At 75.5% G+C, this 16,871-nt stretch carries 1 protein-coding gene and 1 pseudogene; both read left to right on the top strand.

Annotated elements, in window-relative coordinates; translation table 11 throughout:
- The gene (locus tag ACH442_RS39205; RefSeq protein WP_396343189.1) at positions 1-8,703 is read left to right on the top strand and encodes a type I polyketide synthase; all 8,703 of its coding nucleotides are present in this window, start codon (positions 1-3) and stop codon (positions 8,701-8,703) included.
- Positions 8,704-8,798: 95 nt separating this feature from the next.
- Positions 8,799-16,871 (top strand): annotated as a pseudogene (locus ACH442_RS39200) (SDR family NAD(P)-dependent oxidoreductase); the annotation flags it as partial.

The raw sequence follows: 16,871 nt of genomic DNA, 5'->3' as shown, positions 1-16,871 counted from the left end.
ATGACCCAGCCGGATCAGAAGATCGTCGAGGCGCTGCGCAGCGCCCTCAAGGAGACCGACCGGCTGCGCCGTCAGCAGCAGGAGACCACGGCCCGGGCGACCGAGCCGATCGCCGTCGTCGGCACCGCCTGCCGCTACCCCGGTGGGGTGCGAGGGCCGGAGGATCTGTGGCGGCTGGTCGCCGACGGCCGCGACGCCATCGGCGAGTTCCCGGCCGACCGGGGCTGGGATCTCGCCGGGCTGTTCAGCGACGACCCGGACGCGGCCGGCACGTCGTTCGCCCGCGGTGGCGGCTTCCTGTACGACGCCGGTGACTTCGACGCGTCGCTGTTCGGGATCAGCCCCCGCGAGGCGCGCGCGATGGACCCGCAGCAGCGGCTGCTGCTGGAGTGCGCCTGGGAGGCCTTCGAGCGGGCCGGTCTGGACCCGCTCGGGCAGCGCGGGGCGCGCACGGGTGTCTGGACCGGCAGCAACGACCAGGACTACCTGGGGCTGCTCGGCGACCACCCGGGCGAGCTGGAGGGGCATCTGGGTACCGGCAACGCGGCGAGCGTGCTGTCCGGGCGGCTGGCGTACACGTTCGGTCTGGAGGGGCCGGCCGTCACCGTGGACACCGCCTGCTCGTCGTCGCTGGTCGCGCTGCATCTGGCCGTGCAGGCGCTGCGCCGCGGCGAAGTGGACCAGGCGCTGGTCGCCGGCGTGCTGGTGATGTCGACGCCGGGCACCTTCCTGGAATTCTCCCGCCAGCGCGGGTTGGCCGCCGACGGGCGGTGCAAGTCGTTCGCCGCCGGCGCCGACGGGACCGGCTGGGGCGAGGGCGCGGGCGTGCTGCTGCTCGAGCGGCTGTCCTCGGCCCGCGCGGCCGGGCGCACGGTGCTCGCGGTGGTGCGCGGGACGGCGATCAACTCCGACGGCGCGTCCAACGGGCTGACCGCCCCGAACGGGCCGGCCCAGCGCCGGGTGATCCGGGCCGCGCTGGCCGACGCCGGGCTCACGGCGCCCGAGGTCGACGCGGTCGAGGCGCACGGCACCGGCACCACCCTGGGTGACCCGATCGAGGCACAGGCGCTGCTGGCGACGTACGGCCAAGATCGGGATCTTCCCCTCTGGCTCGGATCGCTGAAATCGAACATCGGGCACACGCAGGCCGCCGCCGGGGTCGGCGGCATCATCAAGATGATCGAGGCGATGCGGCACGGGGTGCTGCCGAAGACCCTGCACGTGGACAAGCCGACGCCGAAGGTGGACTGGTCGTCCGGCGCGGTCGCGCTGCTCACCGAGGCCCGGCCATGGCCGGAGACCGGGCGGGCGCGGCGCTCGGCGGTCTCCTCGTTCGGTATGAGCGGCACCAACGCCCACGTCATCCTCGAGCAGGGCGACGACCCGGACACCCCGGCCGGACCGGCCGCCGACCGGCCCGTGCCGATGCTGCTCTCCGGGGCGACCCCGGCCGCGCTGCGCGCGCAGATCGCCGCCGTCGCCGGGCGCGAGGCGCCACTGGCGGGGATCGCTGCCACGCTGGCCGGGAGGGCCGCGCTCACCGAGCGGGCCGTCGCCTGGGACCGAGCGTCCCTGGAATCGCCGCCGGTCACCGGCACCGCCGCGGAGAGCCCCGAGGTCGTGTTCGTCTACCCCGGGCAGGGCGGCCAGTGGCTGCACATGGCCGTCGGCCTGCTGGAGGAGGCTGCCTTCGCCGACCGGCTGCGCGAGTGCGACGCCGCCCTGCGCCCGTACACCGGGTGGTCGGTCGAGGACGTGCTGCGGGGCTCCGGCGACTGGCTGACCCGGGTCGAGGTGGTCCAGCCGGTGCTGTGGGCGGTCGGTGTCGCGCTGACCGCGTGGTGGCAGTCCTACGGCGTGCACCCGGCCGCGGTGGTCGGCCACTCGCAGGGCGAGGTCGTCGCGGCCGTGGTCGCCGGCGCGCTCTCGGTCGAGGAGGGCGCCCGGGTCGTCACCGCCCGGTCCGCCCCGCTGGCCGGGCTCACCGGCGACGGCGGCATGCTCTCGGTCGGCGCACCCGCCGAGCAGGTCGAGCGGTGGCTGGCCGGCCGGCCGGGCCTGACCATCGCCGCGGTCAACGGGCCGGCCCAGGTCGTGGTGGCCGGCGACCGGCCCCGCCTGCAGGACCTGATCCCGTTCTGCGAGGAGCGGGGCGTCCGCGCCCGGCTCGTCGAGGTCCGCTACGCCTCGCACTCGCCGCAGGTCGAGCCGGTGCGCCAGACCATCCTGGACGGCCTGGGCGACGTGCGCGGCGCCGCCCCGGTCATCCCCTGGTACTCCACCGTCACCGGCGAGCGGGTCACCGAGCCGGTCGGCACCGAGTACTGGTGGACCAACCTGCGCCAGCAGGTCCGCTTCGCCCCGGTGATCCAGCAGCTCGCCGAGGCCGGCTTCGGCCTGTTCGCCGAGGTGTCCGGGCACCCGGTGGTCACCGTCGCGCTGGAGCAGTGTGCGCCGGACGCCGCCGTCTGGGGCACGCTGCGCCGTGGCGAGGACGGCCCGCAGGCGCGCATCCGCGCGCTCGGTGACGCCTGGGTCCGCGGTGTGCGCGTCGACTGGTCGTCCTGGTTCGCCGGCATCGCGCGCGACGCGGGCTTCCCCACCTATCCGTTCCAGCGGCGCCGGTACTGGCTGACCCCCGAGGAGCAGCGGCGCGACCGGGGCGGCGACCCCGAGTTCTGGGCGGCGGTCGAGGCCGGCGCCGCCTCGCTCGCCGACGAGCTGGGCCTGGAGACGGCCGCCGTCGAGCCGGTCGTGGACGGCCTGGCCGCCTGGCACAGCCGTCGCCGGCTCGCCGCCGCCATCGACGGCTGGCGTTACGCGGTGACCTGGAAAAAGCTGGTGACCCCGGCTCCCGTACGACCGCAGGGGCGCTGGCTGGTCGTGCGTCCCCAGGGCGTCGAGGTGCCGGACGTGCTGCCGGACGCGGAGACCATCACGGTGGACGCGGCGGCGGTCACGCTGCCCGAGGGCCCGTACGCGGGAATCGTCTCTCTGCTCGCCTTCGACGAACGTCCGATGACCGGCCATCCGCACGTGCCCCGCGGCCTGGCCGGCACCCTGGCGCTGATCCAGGCGGCCGGCGACGACACCCGCGTCTGGGTGCTGACCCGCGACACCGGCAGCCTGGCCCAGGCCGAGGTCGCCGGGCTCGGCCGGATCGCCGGGCTGGAGATGGCGCACCGCTGGGGCGGCCTGCTGGAGGTTCCGGCCGAGCCCGATCCCGGCCTGGTCGGCACCGTCCTGGCCGGCGCATACGGCCCGGAGGATCAGCTCGCGCTGCGCGCCGACGGCGTGCACGCCCGCCGCGTCGTGCCCGCACCGGCCCGCAAGGGCTCCGCCGCCTGGCAGCCCCGCGGCACCGTGCTGATCACCGGCGGCACCGGCGCGCTGGGCGGCCGGATCGCCCGCTGGGCCGCCGAGAGCGGCGCCGACCGGCTGATCCTGGTGTCGCGTCGTGGCGGTGCGACCGACCTGCCCAACGCCGAGGTGCACGCCTGCGACCTGGCCGACCGGGACGCGGTCGCGGCGCTGCTGGCGAACGTCGGGCCGGTCGACGCGGTCGTGCACGCGGCCGGTGTCGGCGCCAACGTGCCGTTCGAGCAGACCGACGCGAGCCTGCTGGACACGCTGCTGGCCGGCAAGGTCGCCGGCGCGGTCCACCTCGACGAGCTGGTCGGCGAGGTCGACGCGTTCATCGCGTTCTCCTCGCTGTCCGGCATCTGGGGCAGCCACTCGCACGCCGCCTACGCCGCCGCGAACGCCGCCCTGGACGCCCTGGCCCAGCGGCGCCGCGCCCGCGGCCTGCGGATGACCACGATCGCCTGGGGTTCCTGGGCCGAGTCCGGCATGGCCTCCGCCGAGGTCGGCGCCGACCTGCGCCGCCGCGGCATCGTCGCGCTGCCGCCGGAGCAGGCGATCGAGGCGATGCGCCGCGCGGCCGGCCAGGACGACACCAACATCTGCGTGGTCGACGTGGACTGGCCGCGCTTCACCGAGCTGTTCACCGCCGAACGGCCCCGGCCGCTGATCGGCGACATCCCGGCCGTCCGGGACGTGCTCGACCGGGCCGCCACCGATCCGGTCACCGACGGCAGCGCCCTGTCCACCCGCCTGGCCGGGCTGGGCGCCGCCGAGCGGGAACGGGTCGTGCTCGAGTTCGTCCGCTCCGCGGCGGCCGCCGTGCTCGGCCACACCGGCAGCGACGAGATCCCGCCGCGGCGGCCGTTCCGGGAGCTCGGCTTCGACTCGCTGACCGCGGTCGAGCTGCGCAACCGGCTGCGCGCCGAGAGCGGCGTCGGCCTGCCCGCCACCGTCGTCTTCGACCACCCGAACGCCGCCGCGCTGGCCGCGCACCTGCTCGCCAAGGTCGGCGCGACCGCGGCGCCGGCGACCGCCGTGACCGTCGGCAGTGTCGCCACCCTTGACGAGCCGATCGCCATCACCGCGATGAGCTGCAGGTTCCCCGGTGGGGTGGCCTCCGCCGACGACCTGTGGCGGCTGGTGGCCGACGGGATGGACGCGATGTCGCCGTTCCCCACCGACCGGGGCTGGTATCTCGGCGACCTGGTCAACGCGGACTCGTCGGTGCGGGGCACCACGTACACCAGCGAGGGCGGTTTCCTCGACGACGTCGCCGGGTTCGACGCGCGGCTGTTCGGCATCACCCCGCGCGAGGCCGTGGCCATGGACCCGCAGCAGCGGCTGCTGCTGGAGTGCTCGTGGGAGGCGCTGGAGCGCGCCGGGCTCGACCCGACCGGGCTGCGCGGCACCCGCACCGGCGTCTTCGCCGGCACCAACGGCTCCGACTACCTGTGGTCGATGGGCGTCTTCCCGAGCGCGCTGGAGGGGCATCTGGGCACCGGCAACGCGGCCAGCGTGCTGTCCGGGCGGATCTCGTACACGTTCGGGCTGGAGGGCCCGGCCATGACGGTGGACACCGGGTGCTCGTCGTCGCTGGTGGCGCTGCACCTGGCCGTGCAGGCGCTGCGCCAGGGGGAGTGCGAGCTGGCGCTGGTCGGCGGGGTGACGGTGATGTCGACGCCCGGGCCGTTCGTCGAGTTCAGCCGCAAGGGCGGGCTGGCCGCCGACGGACGGTGCAAGTCGTTCGCCGCGGCCGCCGACGGCACCGGCTGGTCCGAGGGCGTGGGCGTGCTGGTCGTCGAGCGGCTCTCCGACGCCCAGAAGGCCGGCCGGCCGGTGCTGGCGGTGGTGCGCGGCAGCGCGGTCAACCAGGACGGCGCGTCGAACGGGCTCACCGCGCCGAGCGGCCCGTCCCAGCAGAAGGTCATCATGCAGGCGCTGGCCAACGCCCGCCTGCGGCCGGGCGACGTCGACGCGGTCGAGGCGCACGGCACCGGCACCACCCTCGGTGACCCGATCGAGGCGAACGCGCTGCTGGCGACGTACGGCGTGGACCGCACCGGCGAGCCGGTCTGGCTCGGCTCGGTCAAGTCGAACCTCGGCCACACGCAGGCCGCGGCCGGCATGGCCGGGCTGATGAAGATGGTGCAGGCCATCCGGCACGGCGCCCTGCCCAAGACGCTGCACGTCGACGAGCCCTCGCCGCACGTGGACTGGGCACTCGGCGGTGTCGAGCTGCTCACCGAGGCGCGCCCCTGGCCGGAGACCGGCCGTCCGCGGCGCGCGGGCATCTCCGCGTTCGGCGTCAGCGGCACCAACTCGCACGTGATCATCGAGCAGGCTCCCGACGCCGCCCCGGTGGAACCCGGCACGGGCGCGGGCCCGGTTCCGCTGCTGCTGTCGGCAGCCGACCCCGCCGGACTGCGCGCACAGGCCGAGATCGTGCGCACGTTCGTGGCCGACGGTGCCGCGCTGGTGGACGTGGCGGCCACGCTGGCCGGCCGGGCTCGCCTGACCGAGCGCGCGGTCGCCTGGGACGCGGACTGCCGGCCCGCGGTGACCGGCACCGTCCTGGGTGACAGCCCGGTCTTCGTCTACCCGGGTCAGGGCGGTCAGTGGTTGCACATGGCGGTCGGTCTGCTGGGGGAGGAGTCGTTCGCGTCCCGGTTGCGGGAGTGTGACGCCGCGTTGCGGCCGTTGGTGGGTTTCTCGGTCGAGCAGGTGCTGCGGTCGGACGAGTCGTGGTTGACCCGGGTCGAGGTTGTTCAGCCGGTGTTGTGGGCGGTCGGCGTCGCGCTGACGGCCTGGTGGCAGGGGCACGGGGTGATCCCGGCCGCGGTGGTCGGGCACTCTCAGGGTGAAGTGGTCGCCGCGGTGGTGGCCGGGGCGTTGTCGGTGCGCGACGGTGCCCGGGTGGTGGCGGCGCGGTCGCGGGCGTTGGTGGATCTGGACGGTACCGGGGGGATGGCGTCGATCGGCGCGAGTGCTGAGACGGTGACCGGCTGGTTGCGCGACGGGATCACGATTGCCGCGGTCAACTCGCCCACGCAGGTGGTGGTGGCCGGTGAGCGGGCGGCGATCGCGGCGTTCGTGCCGTGGTGTGAACAGCAGGGTGTGCGGGCGCGGCAGGTCGAGGTCGGTTACGCCTCCCACTCGGCCCAGGTCGAGCCGGTGCGTGAGGACTTCCTCGCCGCGATCAAAGACCTCTCCGGCGCGGTCCCGGTCATCCCGTGGCACTCGACGGTCACCGGGGAGCGGGTGACCGAGCCGGTCGATGCGCGGTATTGGTGGGACAACCTGCGCCGGCCGGTGGAGTTCGCTCCGGTCGTCACCGAGCTGGCCGGCGCGGGGTTCCGGCTGTTCGCCGAGGTGTCCGGGCATCCGGTGCTGACCCTGGCGCTGGAGCAGTGCGCGCCGGACGCCGGGGTGTGGGGCACCCTGCGCCGTGGCGAGGACGGCCCGGCCGCGCAGATCCGCGCGCTGGGCGAGGCCTGGGTGCGCGGCGTCGACGTCGACTGGGCCCCATGGGTCGCCCACGGTCGTCGCCTCCCGGACGCACCTACCTACCCGTTCCAGCACCGCCGCTACTGGCTCTCGCCCGGCGACGCCGGCGAGCAGGCCCCCGAGCAGAACACCCGCTACACCATCGGCTGGGCGCCGCTGGACCTCGACCCGGCCGCCCGGCTGACCGGGCGCTGGCTCGTCGTCGCCCCGGCGGGCGACCTCGCCGACGAGGTGACGGCCGAGCTGACCGCCGCCGGCGCCGACGTGGTGCTGTCCCCGGCGGTCGTCACGGGCGACTTCGCCGGCGTCGTCTCGATGCTGGACCTCACCGGGACCGTCGCCGTCCTGCAGAACCTGGAGGGTGTCGACGCTCCGCTCTGGGTGGTCACCCGGGGCGCCGCCGGTCCGGAGCCGGCACACGACCCGGCCCAGGCGCAGATCTGGGGTCTCGGCCGCGTCGCCGCCCTCGAGCACCCGCGGCGCTGGGGTGGCCTGGTCGACCTGCCGCAGTCCGGCGCCGCCGGGCTGGCCGCCGCCGTCACCAACGGCCGGGACGAGGACCAGATCGCGCTGCGCGACGGCCGCGCCTGGGTCCGCCGCCTGCGCCCCACCACCGTCGCAACCGGCGGCTGGAAGCCCGGTGGCACCGTCCTGATCGCCGGTGGCACCGGCGCGCTCGGCGGTCACGCCGCCCGCTGGGCCGCGGCCAACGGCGCCGACCGGCTGATCCTCGTCGCGCGCCACGGCGGCTCGACCGACCTGCCGAACGCGCAGGTCCACGCGTGCGACCTCACCGACCGGGACGCGGTCGCGGCGCTGCTCGCCGAGGTGGGGCCGGTCGACGCGGTCGTCCACGCGGCCGGCGTCGGCGAGGACACCGCGATCGCCGAGCTGACCCCGGCCCGCCTCGCCGAGATCACCGAGGTCCGGACCGCCGGCGCCCGGTTGCTCGACGAGCTGACCGGTGCGGCGACGTTCGTGGTCTTCACCTCGGCGGCCGGTGTCTGGGGCACCGTCCGGCACCCGGCCACCGCCGCGGCCGACGCCTACCTGGAGGCATACGCGTCGCAGCGGCCGGGAGCCACCACGATCGCCTGGTCGCCGTGGGCGGGCGGGGGCATCGCGGCCGCCGCGGCCGCCGACGGGTCGCTGCTGCGCCTGGGCATCCGGCCGCTCGACCCCGGGCGCGCCGCGGCCCAGCTGGCCGCCCCGGCTCCGGTGATCGCGGACGTGGACTGGGGGCGGTTCGTGCCGGCGTTCGGCCTGGCCCGCTCGAACCGGTTCTTCGCCGAGCTGGAGGTGGCCGCGCCCGAGGAGGCGCCGGTCCAGGACGACGCGCTGCGCGAGCGGCTCAACGCCCTGCCCGCCGAGGAGGCCGACCGGGAACTGGTCGACATGCTGCGCGGGCACATCGCGGCGGTCCTCGGCTTCCAGGACACCGACCGGATCCCGCCGGCCCGGGCCTTCCGCGAGATCGGCTTCGACTCGGTCACCGCCGTCGAGCTGCGCAACCGGGTCAACGCGTCCACCGGCCTGCGCTGCCCGGCCACCCTGGTCTTCGACCACCCGACGCCGGCCGCGCTGGCCACGTACCTGCGCCAGCAGCTCGTCCCGGACACCGAGCTGTCCGTCTTCGACCAGCTCGACGACATCGAGAAACGGCTCGCCGCCGCGGTCACCGACACCATCACCGAGACGAAGCTGCGCATCCGGCTGCGGTCGCTGCTGACCGCGCTCGACGGGCTCGCGACGCCGTCCCCGGCCGCCGTCGCGGCGCCCGGTGACGACGACGATGAGCTGCTGAAATTCATCGACAGTCAGCTGGGCCGGGCCTGACCAGGTAGGGGAGCGCTAGGGGTACGGGCGCCGTCCCGGCACTCCTAGCCTCCCTCTGGGCTGATGTCCCCGCGCATCCGTAGAGGTGGAACTGAATGGCGACCGAGGAAACCCTCCGCGACTACCTCAAATGGGTGACCGCGGATCTGGCCCAGACCCGCCAGCGGCTCGCCGATCTGGAGTCCGCGGAGCAGGAACCGATCGCGATCGTGGCGATGGCCTGCCGGTTCCCCGGCGGGGTGACGTCCCCCGAGGACCTGTGGCGGCTGGTGACCGAGGGCGGTGACGCCATCTCGGCGTTCCCCGCCGACCGCGGCTGGGACACCTGGTGGGAGCCGGGCGCGCCGGAGCTCGACGGGCGCGGCGGCTTCCTGCACGACGCCGGTGACTTCGACCCGGCGTTCTTCGGGATCAGCCCGCGCGAGGCGCTGGCCATGGACCCGCAGCAGCGCGTGCTGCTCGAGGTCGCGTGGGAGGCCTTCGAGCGCGGCGGTATCGACCCGGCCACCCTGCGCGGCACCCAGGCCGGCGTGTTCGTCGGCGGCAGCTACATGGGTTACAGCTCGTACGTCGAAGACCTTCCCGACGGGGTGCTCGGGCACCTGCTCACCGGAACCGCCCCGGCGGTCCTCTCCGGCCGCCTGGCCTACACGTTCGGCCTGGAGGGCCCGGCCGTCACCGTCGACACGGCCTGCTCGTCGTCGCTGGTCGCGCTGCACCTGGCGGCCCGCGCGCTGCGCAACCGGGAGTGCTCGATCGCGCTCGCCGGCGGCGTCGCGGTGATGTCCACGCCGGACTCGTTCGGCGAGTTCACCAAGCAGGGCGGCCTCGCGCCGGACGGCCGGTGCAAGTCGTTCGCGGCCGCCGCGGACGGCACCGGCTGGTCCGAGGGGGTCGGCCTGCTGCTGGTCGAGCGGCTCTCCGATGCGCATCGGCTCGGTCACCCGATCGTGGCCGTGCTGCGCGGCTCGGCGGTCAACTCGGACGGCGCGTCGAACGGGCTGACCGCGCCCAACGGCGGTGCCCAGCAGCGGGTCATCCTGCAGGCGCTCGCCGCCGCCGGCCTGTCGCCGGTCGACGTGGACGCGGTCGAGGCGCACGGCACCGGCACCCGGCTGGGTGACCCGATCGAGGCGCAGGCGCTGCTGGCCACCTATGGGCAGGACCGGTCGCAGCCGCTGCTGCTCGGATCGTTCAAGTCCAACGTCGGGCACGCACAGGCCGCGGCCGGCGTCGGCGGCGTGATCAAGACGATCCTCGCGCTGCGGCACGCCCACCTGCCCCGGACGCTGTACGTCGACGAGCCGACCCCGCAGGTGGACTGGGCTTCCGGCGCGGTGGAGCTGCTCACCTCGGCGCGGGACTGGCCGGCGGTGGACCGGCCGCGGCGGGCGGCGGTGTCGTCGTTCGGCATCAGCGGCACGAACGCGCACGTGATCCTGGAGCAGGCCCCGGAGCCGGCCGAGCGATCAGAACCGGTCCCGGCCGCCAACCTTCCGGTGGTCCCGATCGTCGTCACGGCGAAGTCCGCCGCATCGTTGGAAGCCCACATCACCGCCGTACGGCGTCTGACCGCGCCCGCCGCCGCGACCCTGGCCGCCCGGCCCGTGCACGAGCATCGCGCCGTCCTCCTGGGCGACACGACCGTCCGCGGCACCGCCACCGACGGCCGTCTGGCGATCGTCTTCACCGGCCAGGGTTCGCAGCGCGCGGACATGGGCCGTGAGCTGTATCAGGCGTTCCCGGTGTTCGCGCAGGCGTTCGACGAGGTGTCGGCGTTGCTGGAGATTCCGGATCTCGACCCGGATCAGACGGGGTGGGCGCAGCCGTCGATCTTCGCGTTGGAGGTGGCGCTGCTGGCGCTGGTCCGTTCGTGGGGGATCACGGCGGATGTCTTCGCTGGGCATTCGATCGGTGAGATCACGGCGGCGTACGCGCGCGGTGATCTGTCGCTGGTCGAGGCGGCGACGTTGGTGTCGGCGCGGGCGCGGTTGATGCAGGCGCTGCCGGCCGGTGGGGTGATGCTGGCGGTGCAGGCTTCCGAGGGCGAGGTCCGTGCCGCGTTCTCGGATGTCGATCTTGCCGCGGTCAACGGTCCGCGGTCGGTTGTCGTCGCCGGGCCGGAAGGCGACATCGCGCCGGTGGAGGCGCAGGGGTGGAAGACGACGCGGCTGCGGACCAGTCACGCGTTCCACTCGCGGTTGATGGACCCGATGCTGGATGAGTTCCGGGCGGCGATCGCGGCGATCCCGGACGCCGACTACTGGGTCGGTCACGTGCGTGACACGGTCCGCTTCGGCGACACGATCGCCGCACTCGACGCGGACCGGGTGCTGGAACTCGGCCCGGACACCGTGCTGGCCACGCTGGCTCGTGAGGCCGACCTGGTCGCGGTGGCCGCCATGCGTCGCGGCCGGCCCGAGGTGGAGACGCTGCTCACCGCCGTCGCCGAGCTGTTCGCACACGGGCAGGACGTGCGCTGGTCGCGGCTGCTCGGGGACCCGGTCGCGGATCCCGCCGAGCTGCCCACCTACCCGTTCGACCACCAGCGCTACTGGCTGCGGCCCGGCCCGCGCGAGGCGGCCGCGGCCGAGGACACCGGGTTCTGGGCCGCGATCGACTCCGCCGACCTCAGCCTGGTCGCGCGCGAGCTGCGGATCGACGCCGAGGCGTACCGGGAGACCCTGGGCGCGTTGGTGCCGGCCCTCGCCTCGTGGCGCCGGCGCAAGGGTGCCGATGGCTGGCGTTACCGGGAGACGTGGAAGCCGGTCACCGACCCGACCATCCGGGCGCTCACCGGCACCTGGCTGCTGGTCGGCGACGCCACCGCCGTCGCCGAGCCGCTGACCCGCGCCGGCGCCACCGTGGTCACGGCCGGTTCCGCCGCGGACATCGGCGGACACGGTGACCTCGCCGGTGTGGTGGCGCTGCCCGGATCGCTCGCCGAGACGCTCGCCGTCGCGCAGGCGGCCGAGAACGCCGGCGTCGGGCCGCTGTGGATCCTCACCCACGGCTCCGCCGACGAGATCGGGGGCCTGAGCCGGGTGATCGGCCTGGAGTGGCCGGACCGCTGGGGCGGCCTGATCGAACTCCCGGCGACGCTCGACGACCGCACCGGCGACCGGCTGGCCACGATCCTGGCCGGCGGGCTGGACGCCGAGGACCAGATCGCCCTGCGCCCGTCCGGCATCCACGTGCGCCGCCTCGACCACGCCCCGCCCGGCACCGGCGACGGCTGGCAGCCGCGCGGCACGGTGCTGGTCACCGGCGGCACCGGCGCGCTCGGCGGCAAGGTCGCCCTGTGGGCCGCCGCCCACGGCGCCGGCCACCTGGTGCTCACCAGCCGTCGCGGCCCGGACGCGCCTGGCGTCGCCGACCTGGCCGAGCGGATCCGCGCGGCCGGCGCCGAGGTCACCGTCATCGCCGCCGACCTCGCCGACCGCGACCAGGCCGCCGCGCTGCTGGCGGCCGTGCCCGGCGAGCTCACCGCGGTCGTGCACGCCGCCGGCATCGCCCACAGCGCACCCCTGACCGATCTCGACCAGAACGCGCTGGACGCCGTGCTGGCCGGGAAGGTGGCCGGCGCCCGGCACCTGGACGAGCTGCTCGGCGACACCCCGCTGGACGCGTTCGTGCTGTTCTCGTCGATCGCCGCCACCTGGGGCAGCGGCTGGGGCGGCGCCTACGCGGCCGCCAACGCCGCCCTGGACGCGCTGGCCCGAGACCGCCGGTCCCGCGGCCTGGCCGCCACCGCACTGGCCTGGGGGCCGTGGGCCGGGGCGGGCATGGCCACCGGCGACACCGGCGCCGGGCTGAGCCGTCGCGGCATCACCGCGCTCGATCCGGACCTGGCCGTCGAGGTGCTCGGGCACGCCGTGACCGGCCCCGACGCGGTCCTCACGGTCGCCGACGTGGACTGGCCGTCGTTCGCCGAGACGTTCGCCGCGGCCCGCCGGCGCCCGCTGCTGGAGGACCTGCCCGAGGTCGCCGCCCTGGCCGTCGACGAGCCGGTCGCCGAGACCGGCTGGCGTTCCCGGCTGGCCGCGCTGCCCGCCGGGCAGCGCGAGAGCGCCCTGGCCGACCTGGTCCGCGGCCACGCCGCGAAGGTGCTCGGCTACCCGTCGGCCGACGCGGTCGCGCTCAAGCGGCCGTTCCGCGAGCTCGGCTTCGACTCGCTCACCGCCGTCGACCTGCGCAACGCCCTCGCCGCCGAGACCGGCCTGCGCCTGTCGCCGACGCTTGCCTTCGACTACCCGACGCCGCTGGAGCTCGCCCGCCACCTCCAGGAGCGGGTCTTCGGCGCGGACGCCCCGGCCGAGGTCGTCACCGCGCCGGCGGCCACCGACGACGATCCGATCGTGCTCACCGCGATGGCCTGCCGGTTCCCCGGCGGCGTCAGCACGCCCGAGCAGCTGTGGGACGTCGTGACCGGCGAGGTGGACGCGGTCGGGCCGTTCCCGGACGACCGCGGCTGGGACCTCGACGAGCTGTTCGACGCCGACGGGAAATCCGGTACGTCGTACGTGCTGAACGGCGGTTTCGTCGACGGCGCCGACCGCTTCGACCCGGCCCTGTTCGGCATCTCGCCGCGGGAGGCCCTCGCGATGGACCCGCAGCAGCGGCTGCTGCTGGAGACCGCGTGGGAGACCTTCGAGCGGGCCGGTCTCGACCCGCTCGCGCTCGGCGGCCACCAGATCGGCGTCTTCGTCGGCACCACCTACCAGGGCTACCCGTCGCTGCTGGAGAACAGCGCCGACGATCTCAGCGGCTATCTGGGCATCGGCAGCGCCGGCAGCGTCGCCTCCGGCCGCATCGCCTACACGTTCGGCCTGGAGGGCCCGGCCGTCACCGTCGACACCGCCTGCTCGTCGTCGCTGGTCGCGCTGCACCTGGCGGCCGGGGCGGTGCGCCGCGGCGAATGCGTCCTCGCGCTCGCCGGCGGGGTCACCGTGATGGCCACGCCGGGCACGTTTACCGAGTTCTCCAAGCAGAAGGGCCTGGCCGGGGATGGGCGCTGCAAGGCGTTCGCGGCGGCCGCCGACGGCACCGGCTGGGCCGAGGGCGCCGGCATGCTGCTGGTCGAGCGGCTCTCCACCGCTCGCGCGGCCGGACGGCCGGTGCTCGCCGTGGTCGCCGGCTCGGCGGTCAACTCCGACGGCGCCTCCAACGGGCTCACCGCACCGAACGGACCGTCCCAGCAGCGGGTCATCCGGGCCGCGCTGGCCGGTGCGGGGCTGAGCGCCGCCGACGTGGACGCGGTCGAGGCGCACGGCACCGGCACCAGGCTGGGCGACCCCATCGAGGCCCAGGCGCTGCTGGCCACCTACGGTCAGGACCGGCCCGACCCGCTCTGGCTGGGCTCGATCAAGTCGAACATCGGGCACACCCAGTCCGCGGCCGGCGCCGCCGGAATCATCAAGATGATCCTCGCCATGCGGCACGGCCTGCTGCCGCGCACGCTGCACGTGGACGCGCCCACGCCCGACGTCGACTGGTCGGCCGGCCGCGTCGAGCTGCTCACGCAGGCCCGGCCCTGGCCCGCGGGGGAGCGTCCGCGCCGCGCCGGCATCTCGGCCTTCGGCGTCAGCGGCACCAACGCGCACGTCATCCTGCAGGAGCCCCCGGCGCCCGAGGAGACGCCGGCGGCGCCGACCAGACTGCCGATCTTCCCGTACGTGGTGTCCGCCGCGACCGAGGACGGCCTGGTCGCCCAGACGGCCCGGCTGCGTGACTGGCTGGACACCCGCACCGACGCGGACCCGCTCGACGTGGCCCGCACGCTCGCCGGCCGGGCCGCGCTCGCCCACCGCGCCGTCCACCTCGCGTCCGGCCGTGCTCCGCTGATGCGCGCGCTCAAGCGGGCCGACACCGCCGCCCGCGGCGAGGTCACCGAGGGACGGCTCGCGTTGCTGTTCACCGGTCAGGGTGCCCAGCGGGTCACCATGGGTGAGCAGCTGTACGCCGCGTTCCCGGTGTTCGCGCGCGCCTTCGACGAGGTGTGCGCGCTGGCCGACCCGCGCTTGGAGCAGCCGCTGCGCCTGGTGGTGTTCGCCGACCCGGACGCGCTGGACACCACCGGCTACGCCCAGCCGGCGATCTTCGCGATCGAGGTGGCGCTGCTCGCGCTGCTGCGGCACTGGGGCATCGAGCCGGACATGGTGGCCGGTCACTCGATCGGGGAGATCGCCGCGGCGTACGCGGCCGGCGTCTTCTCGCTCCGGGACGCGGTCGAGCTGGTCACCGCCCGGGCGCGACTGATGCAGGCGCTCCCGGCCGGCGGCGTGATGCTCGCCGTACAGGCGTCCGCCGACGACGTGCGCGCGGCCTTCCCCGAAGTGGACATCGCCGCGGTCAACGGGCCGTCCGCGGTGGTGGTCTCCGGTCCCGAGACGCAGATCGCGCCCGTGGCGGCGCACGGGTGGAAGACCACCCGGCTGCGGACCAGCCACGCGTTCCACTCCCGGCTGATGGAGCCGATGCTCGACGAGTTCCGCGCGGTGGTGCGGACGCTCACCTTCCACCCGCCGGTGCTGACCGCCGACGCGCGATGGGCCGACCCGGAGTACTGGGTCGGGCACGTGCGCGACACCGTACGGTTCACCGACACGATCGCCGGGCTGACCGCCCAGGGCGCCGACCGGTTCCTCGAGGTGGGACCGGACGGCGTGCTCACCGCGCTGACCGCCGCCCTCGTCCCGGACGCCCTGGTGGTGCCGGCGCTGCGGCGCGACCGCGACGAGGTGACCACGCTGCTCACCGGCGTCGCGGCCCTGTTCGCCCGCGGCACCGACGTGGACTGGACCGCGGTGCTCGACGGCGCCGGCGCCCCGATCGCCGACCTGCCCACCTACGCCTTCCAGCGGGAGCGGTACTGGCCGCGGCCCGGCACGGGCACCGGCCTCGACCCGGCCGGCCTGGGTCTGGGCCTGGCCGGGCACCCGCTGCTGGCCGCGACCGTCTCGCTGGCCGGCACCGGCGGCGCGGTGCTGACCGGGCGGATCGCCACGCGCACGCAGCCGTGGCTGGCCGACCACACGATCCTCGGCACGACGCTGGTGCCCGGCACCGCCCTGCTCGACCTGGCCCTGGCCGCCGGCGCGTCGGCGGGCGCGCCGACGGTGGAGGAGCTGGTGCTGCAGCAGCCGCTGCGGCTGACCGGCGACGGCGTGGACGTGCAGGTCAGCGTCGGTGAGCCGGACTCGGACGGCCGCCGGGCGATCGGCGTGCACTCCCGCGCCGGCGACGAGTGGACCGTGCACGCGACCGGCGTCGCCGGCACCACCGTCGCGCACCCCGAGACGTTCGCCTGGCCACCCGCCGGGGCGTCGCGGATCGACACCGCCGGCCTGTACGACCGGCTCGCCGCCGCCGGATACGACTACGGTCCCGCGTTCCGGGGCCTGCGCGAGGCCTGGCGGGCCGGCGACGACCTGTACGTCGCGGCCGAACTGGACGCCGACCCGGACGGTTTCGCCGTCCACCCCGCGCTGCTCGACGCGGTGCTGCACGGCCTGAGCGCCGTGGCGGGCGACGGGGCGGGCGCCACCCGGCTGCCGTTCGCTTTCACCGGGGTCACCGTGCACGCCGACGGCTCCACGCTGCTGCGCGCCCGGCTGCGGGTGAACGGGGACAGCGTGCGGGTCGACGCGATCGACGCCGCCGGTGAACCGGTCGCCACGGTGCAGGGCCTGGTCTTCCGGGCGGTCACCGCCGAGGACACCGCGGCCGGCGAGGGGGACCGCTCCCTGTTCACCGTCGCCTGGACCGCGCAGGACGTGACCGCCGCGGCCGACGCTCCCGTCGTCATCCGGCTCGGCGAGCGGCTCCCGCCCGTGGCGCCGGTGCTGCTGGTCGACGCGAGCGCCCCCGGGTCCGCGATCGAGCGCACCAGCGCCCTGCTGGGGCTGCTGCAGGAATGGCTCGCCGACCCGGGCTGGGCGCAGTCCCGGCTGGTGGTGCGCACCTGCGGCGACGACCCGGACGGGGCGGCGTTGTGGGGGTTGGTGCGCAGCGCGCAGTCGGAGCATCCGGATCGGATTCATCTGCTGGACGGGCCGGAGGACGTGTTCTATTCGGTGCCGCAGGCGCGGGTGCGTGACGGTGTGGTGGAGGTGCCGCGCCTGGTCCGGGTCACCGCCGGTGGGACGCCGGACTTCGGTGCTGGTGCG

The sequence above is a fragment of the Actinoplanes sp. NPDC020271 genome (assembly GCF_044388125.1).
Lineage (GTDB): Bacteria > Actinomycetota > Actinomycetes > Mycobacteriales > Micromonosporaceae > Actinoplanes.
This window is presented reverse-complemented; position numbering and strand designations above follow the sequence as displayed.

Excerpts from the sequence above, each read along its gene's own strand:
- ACH442_RS39205 (WP_396343189.1), top strand. The coding sequence starts at position 1 with ATGACCCAGCCGGATCAGAAGATCGTCGAGGCGCTGCGCAGCGCCCTC.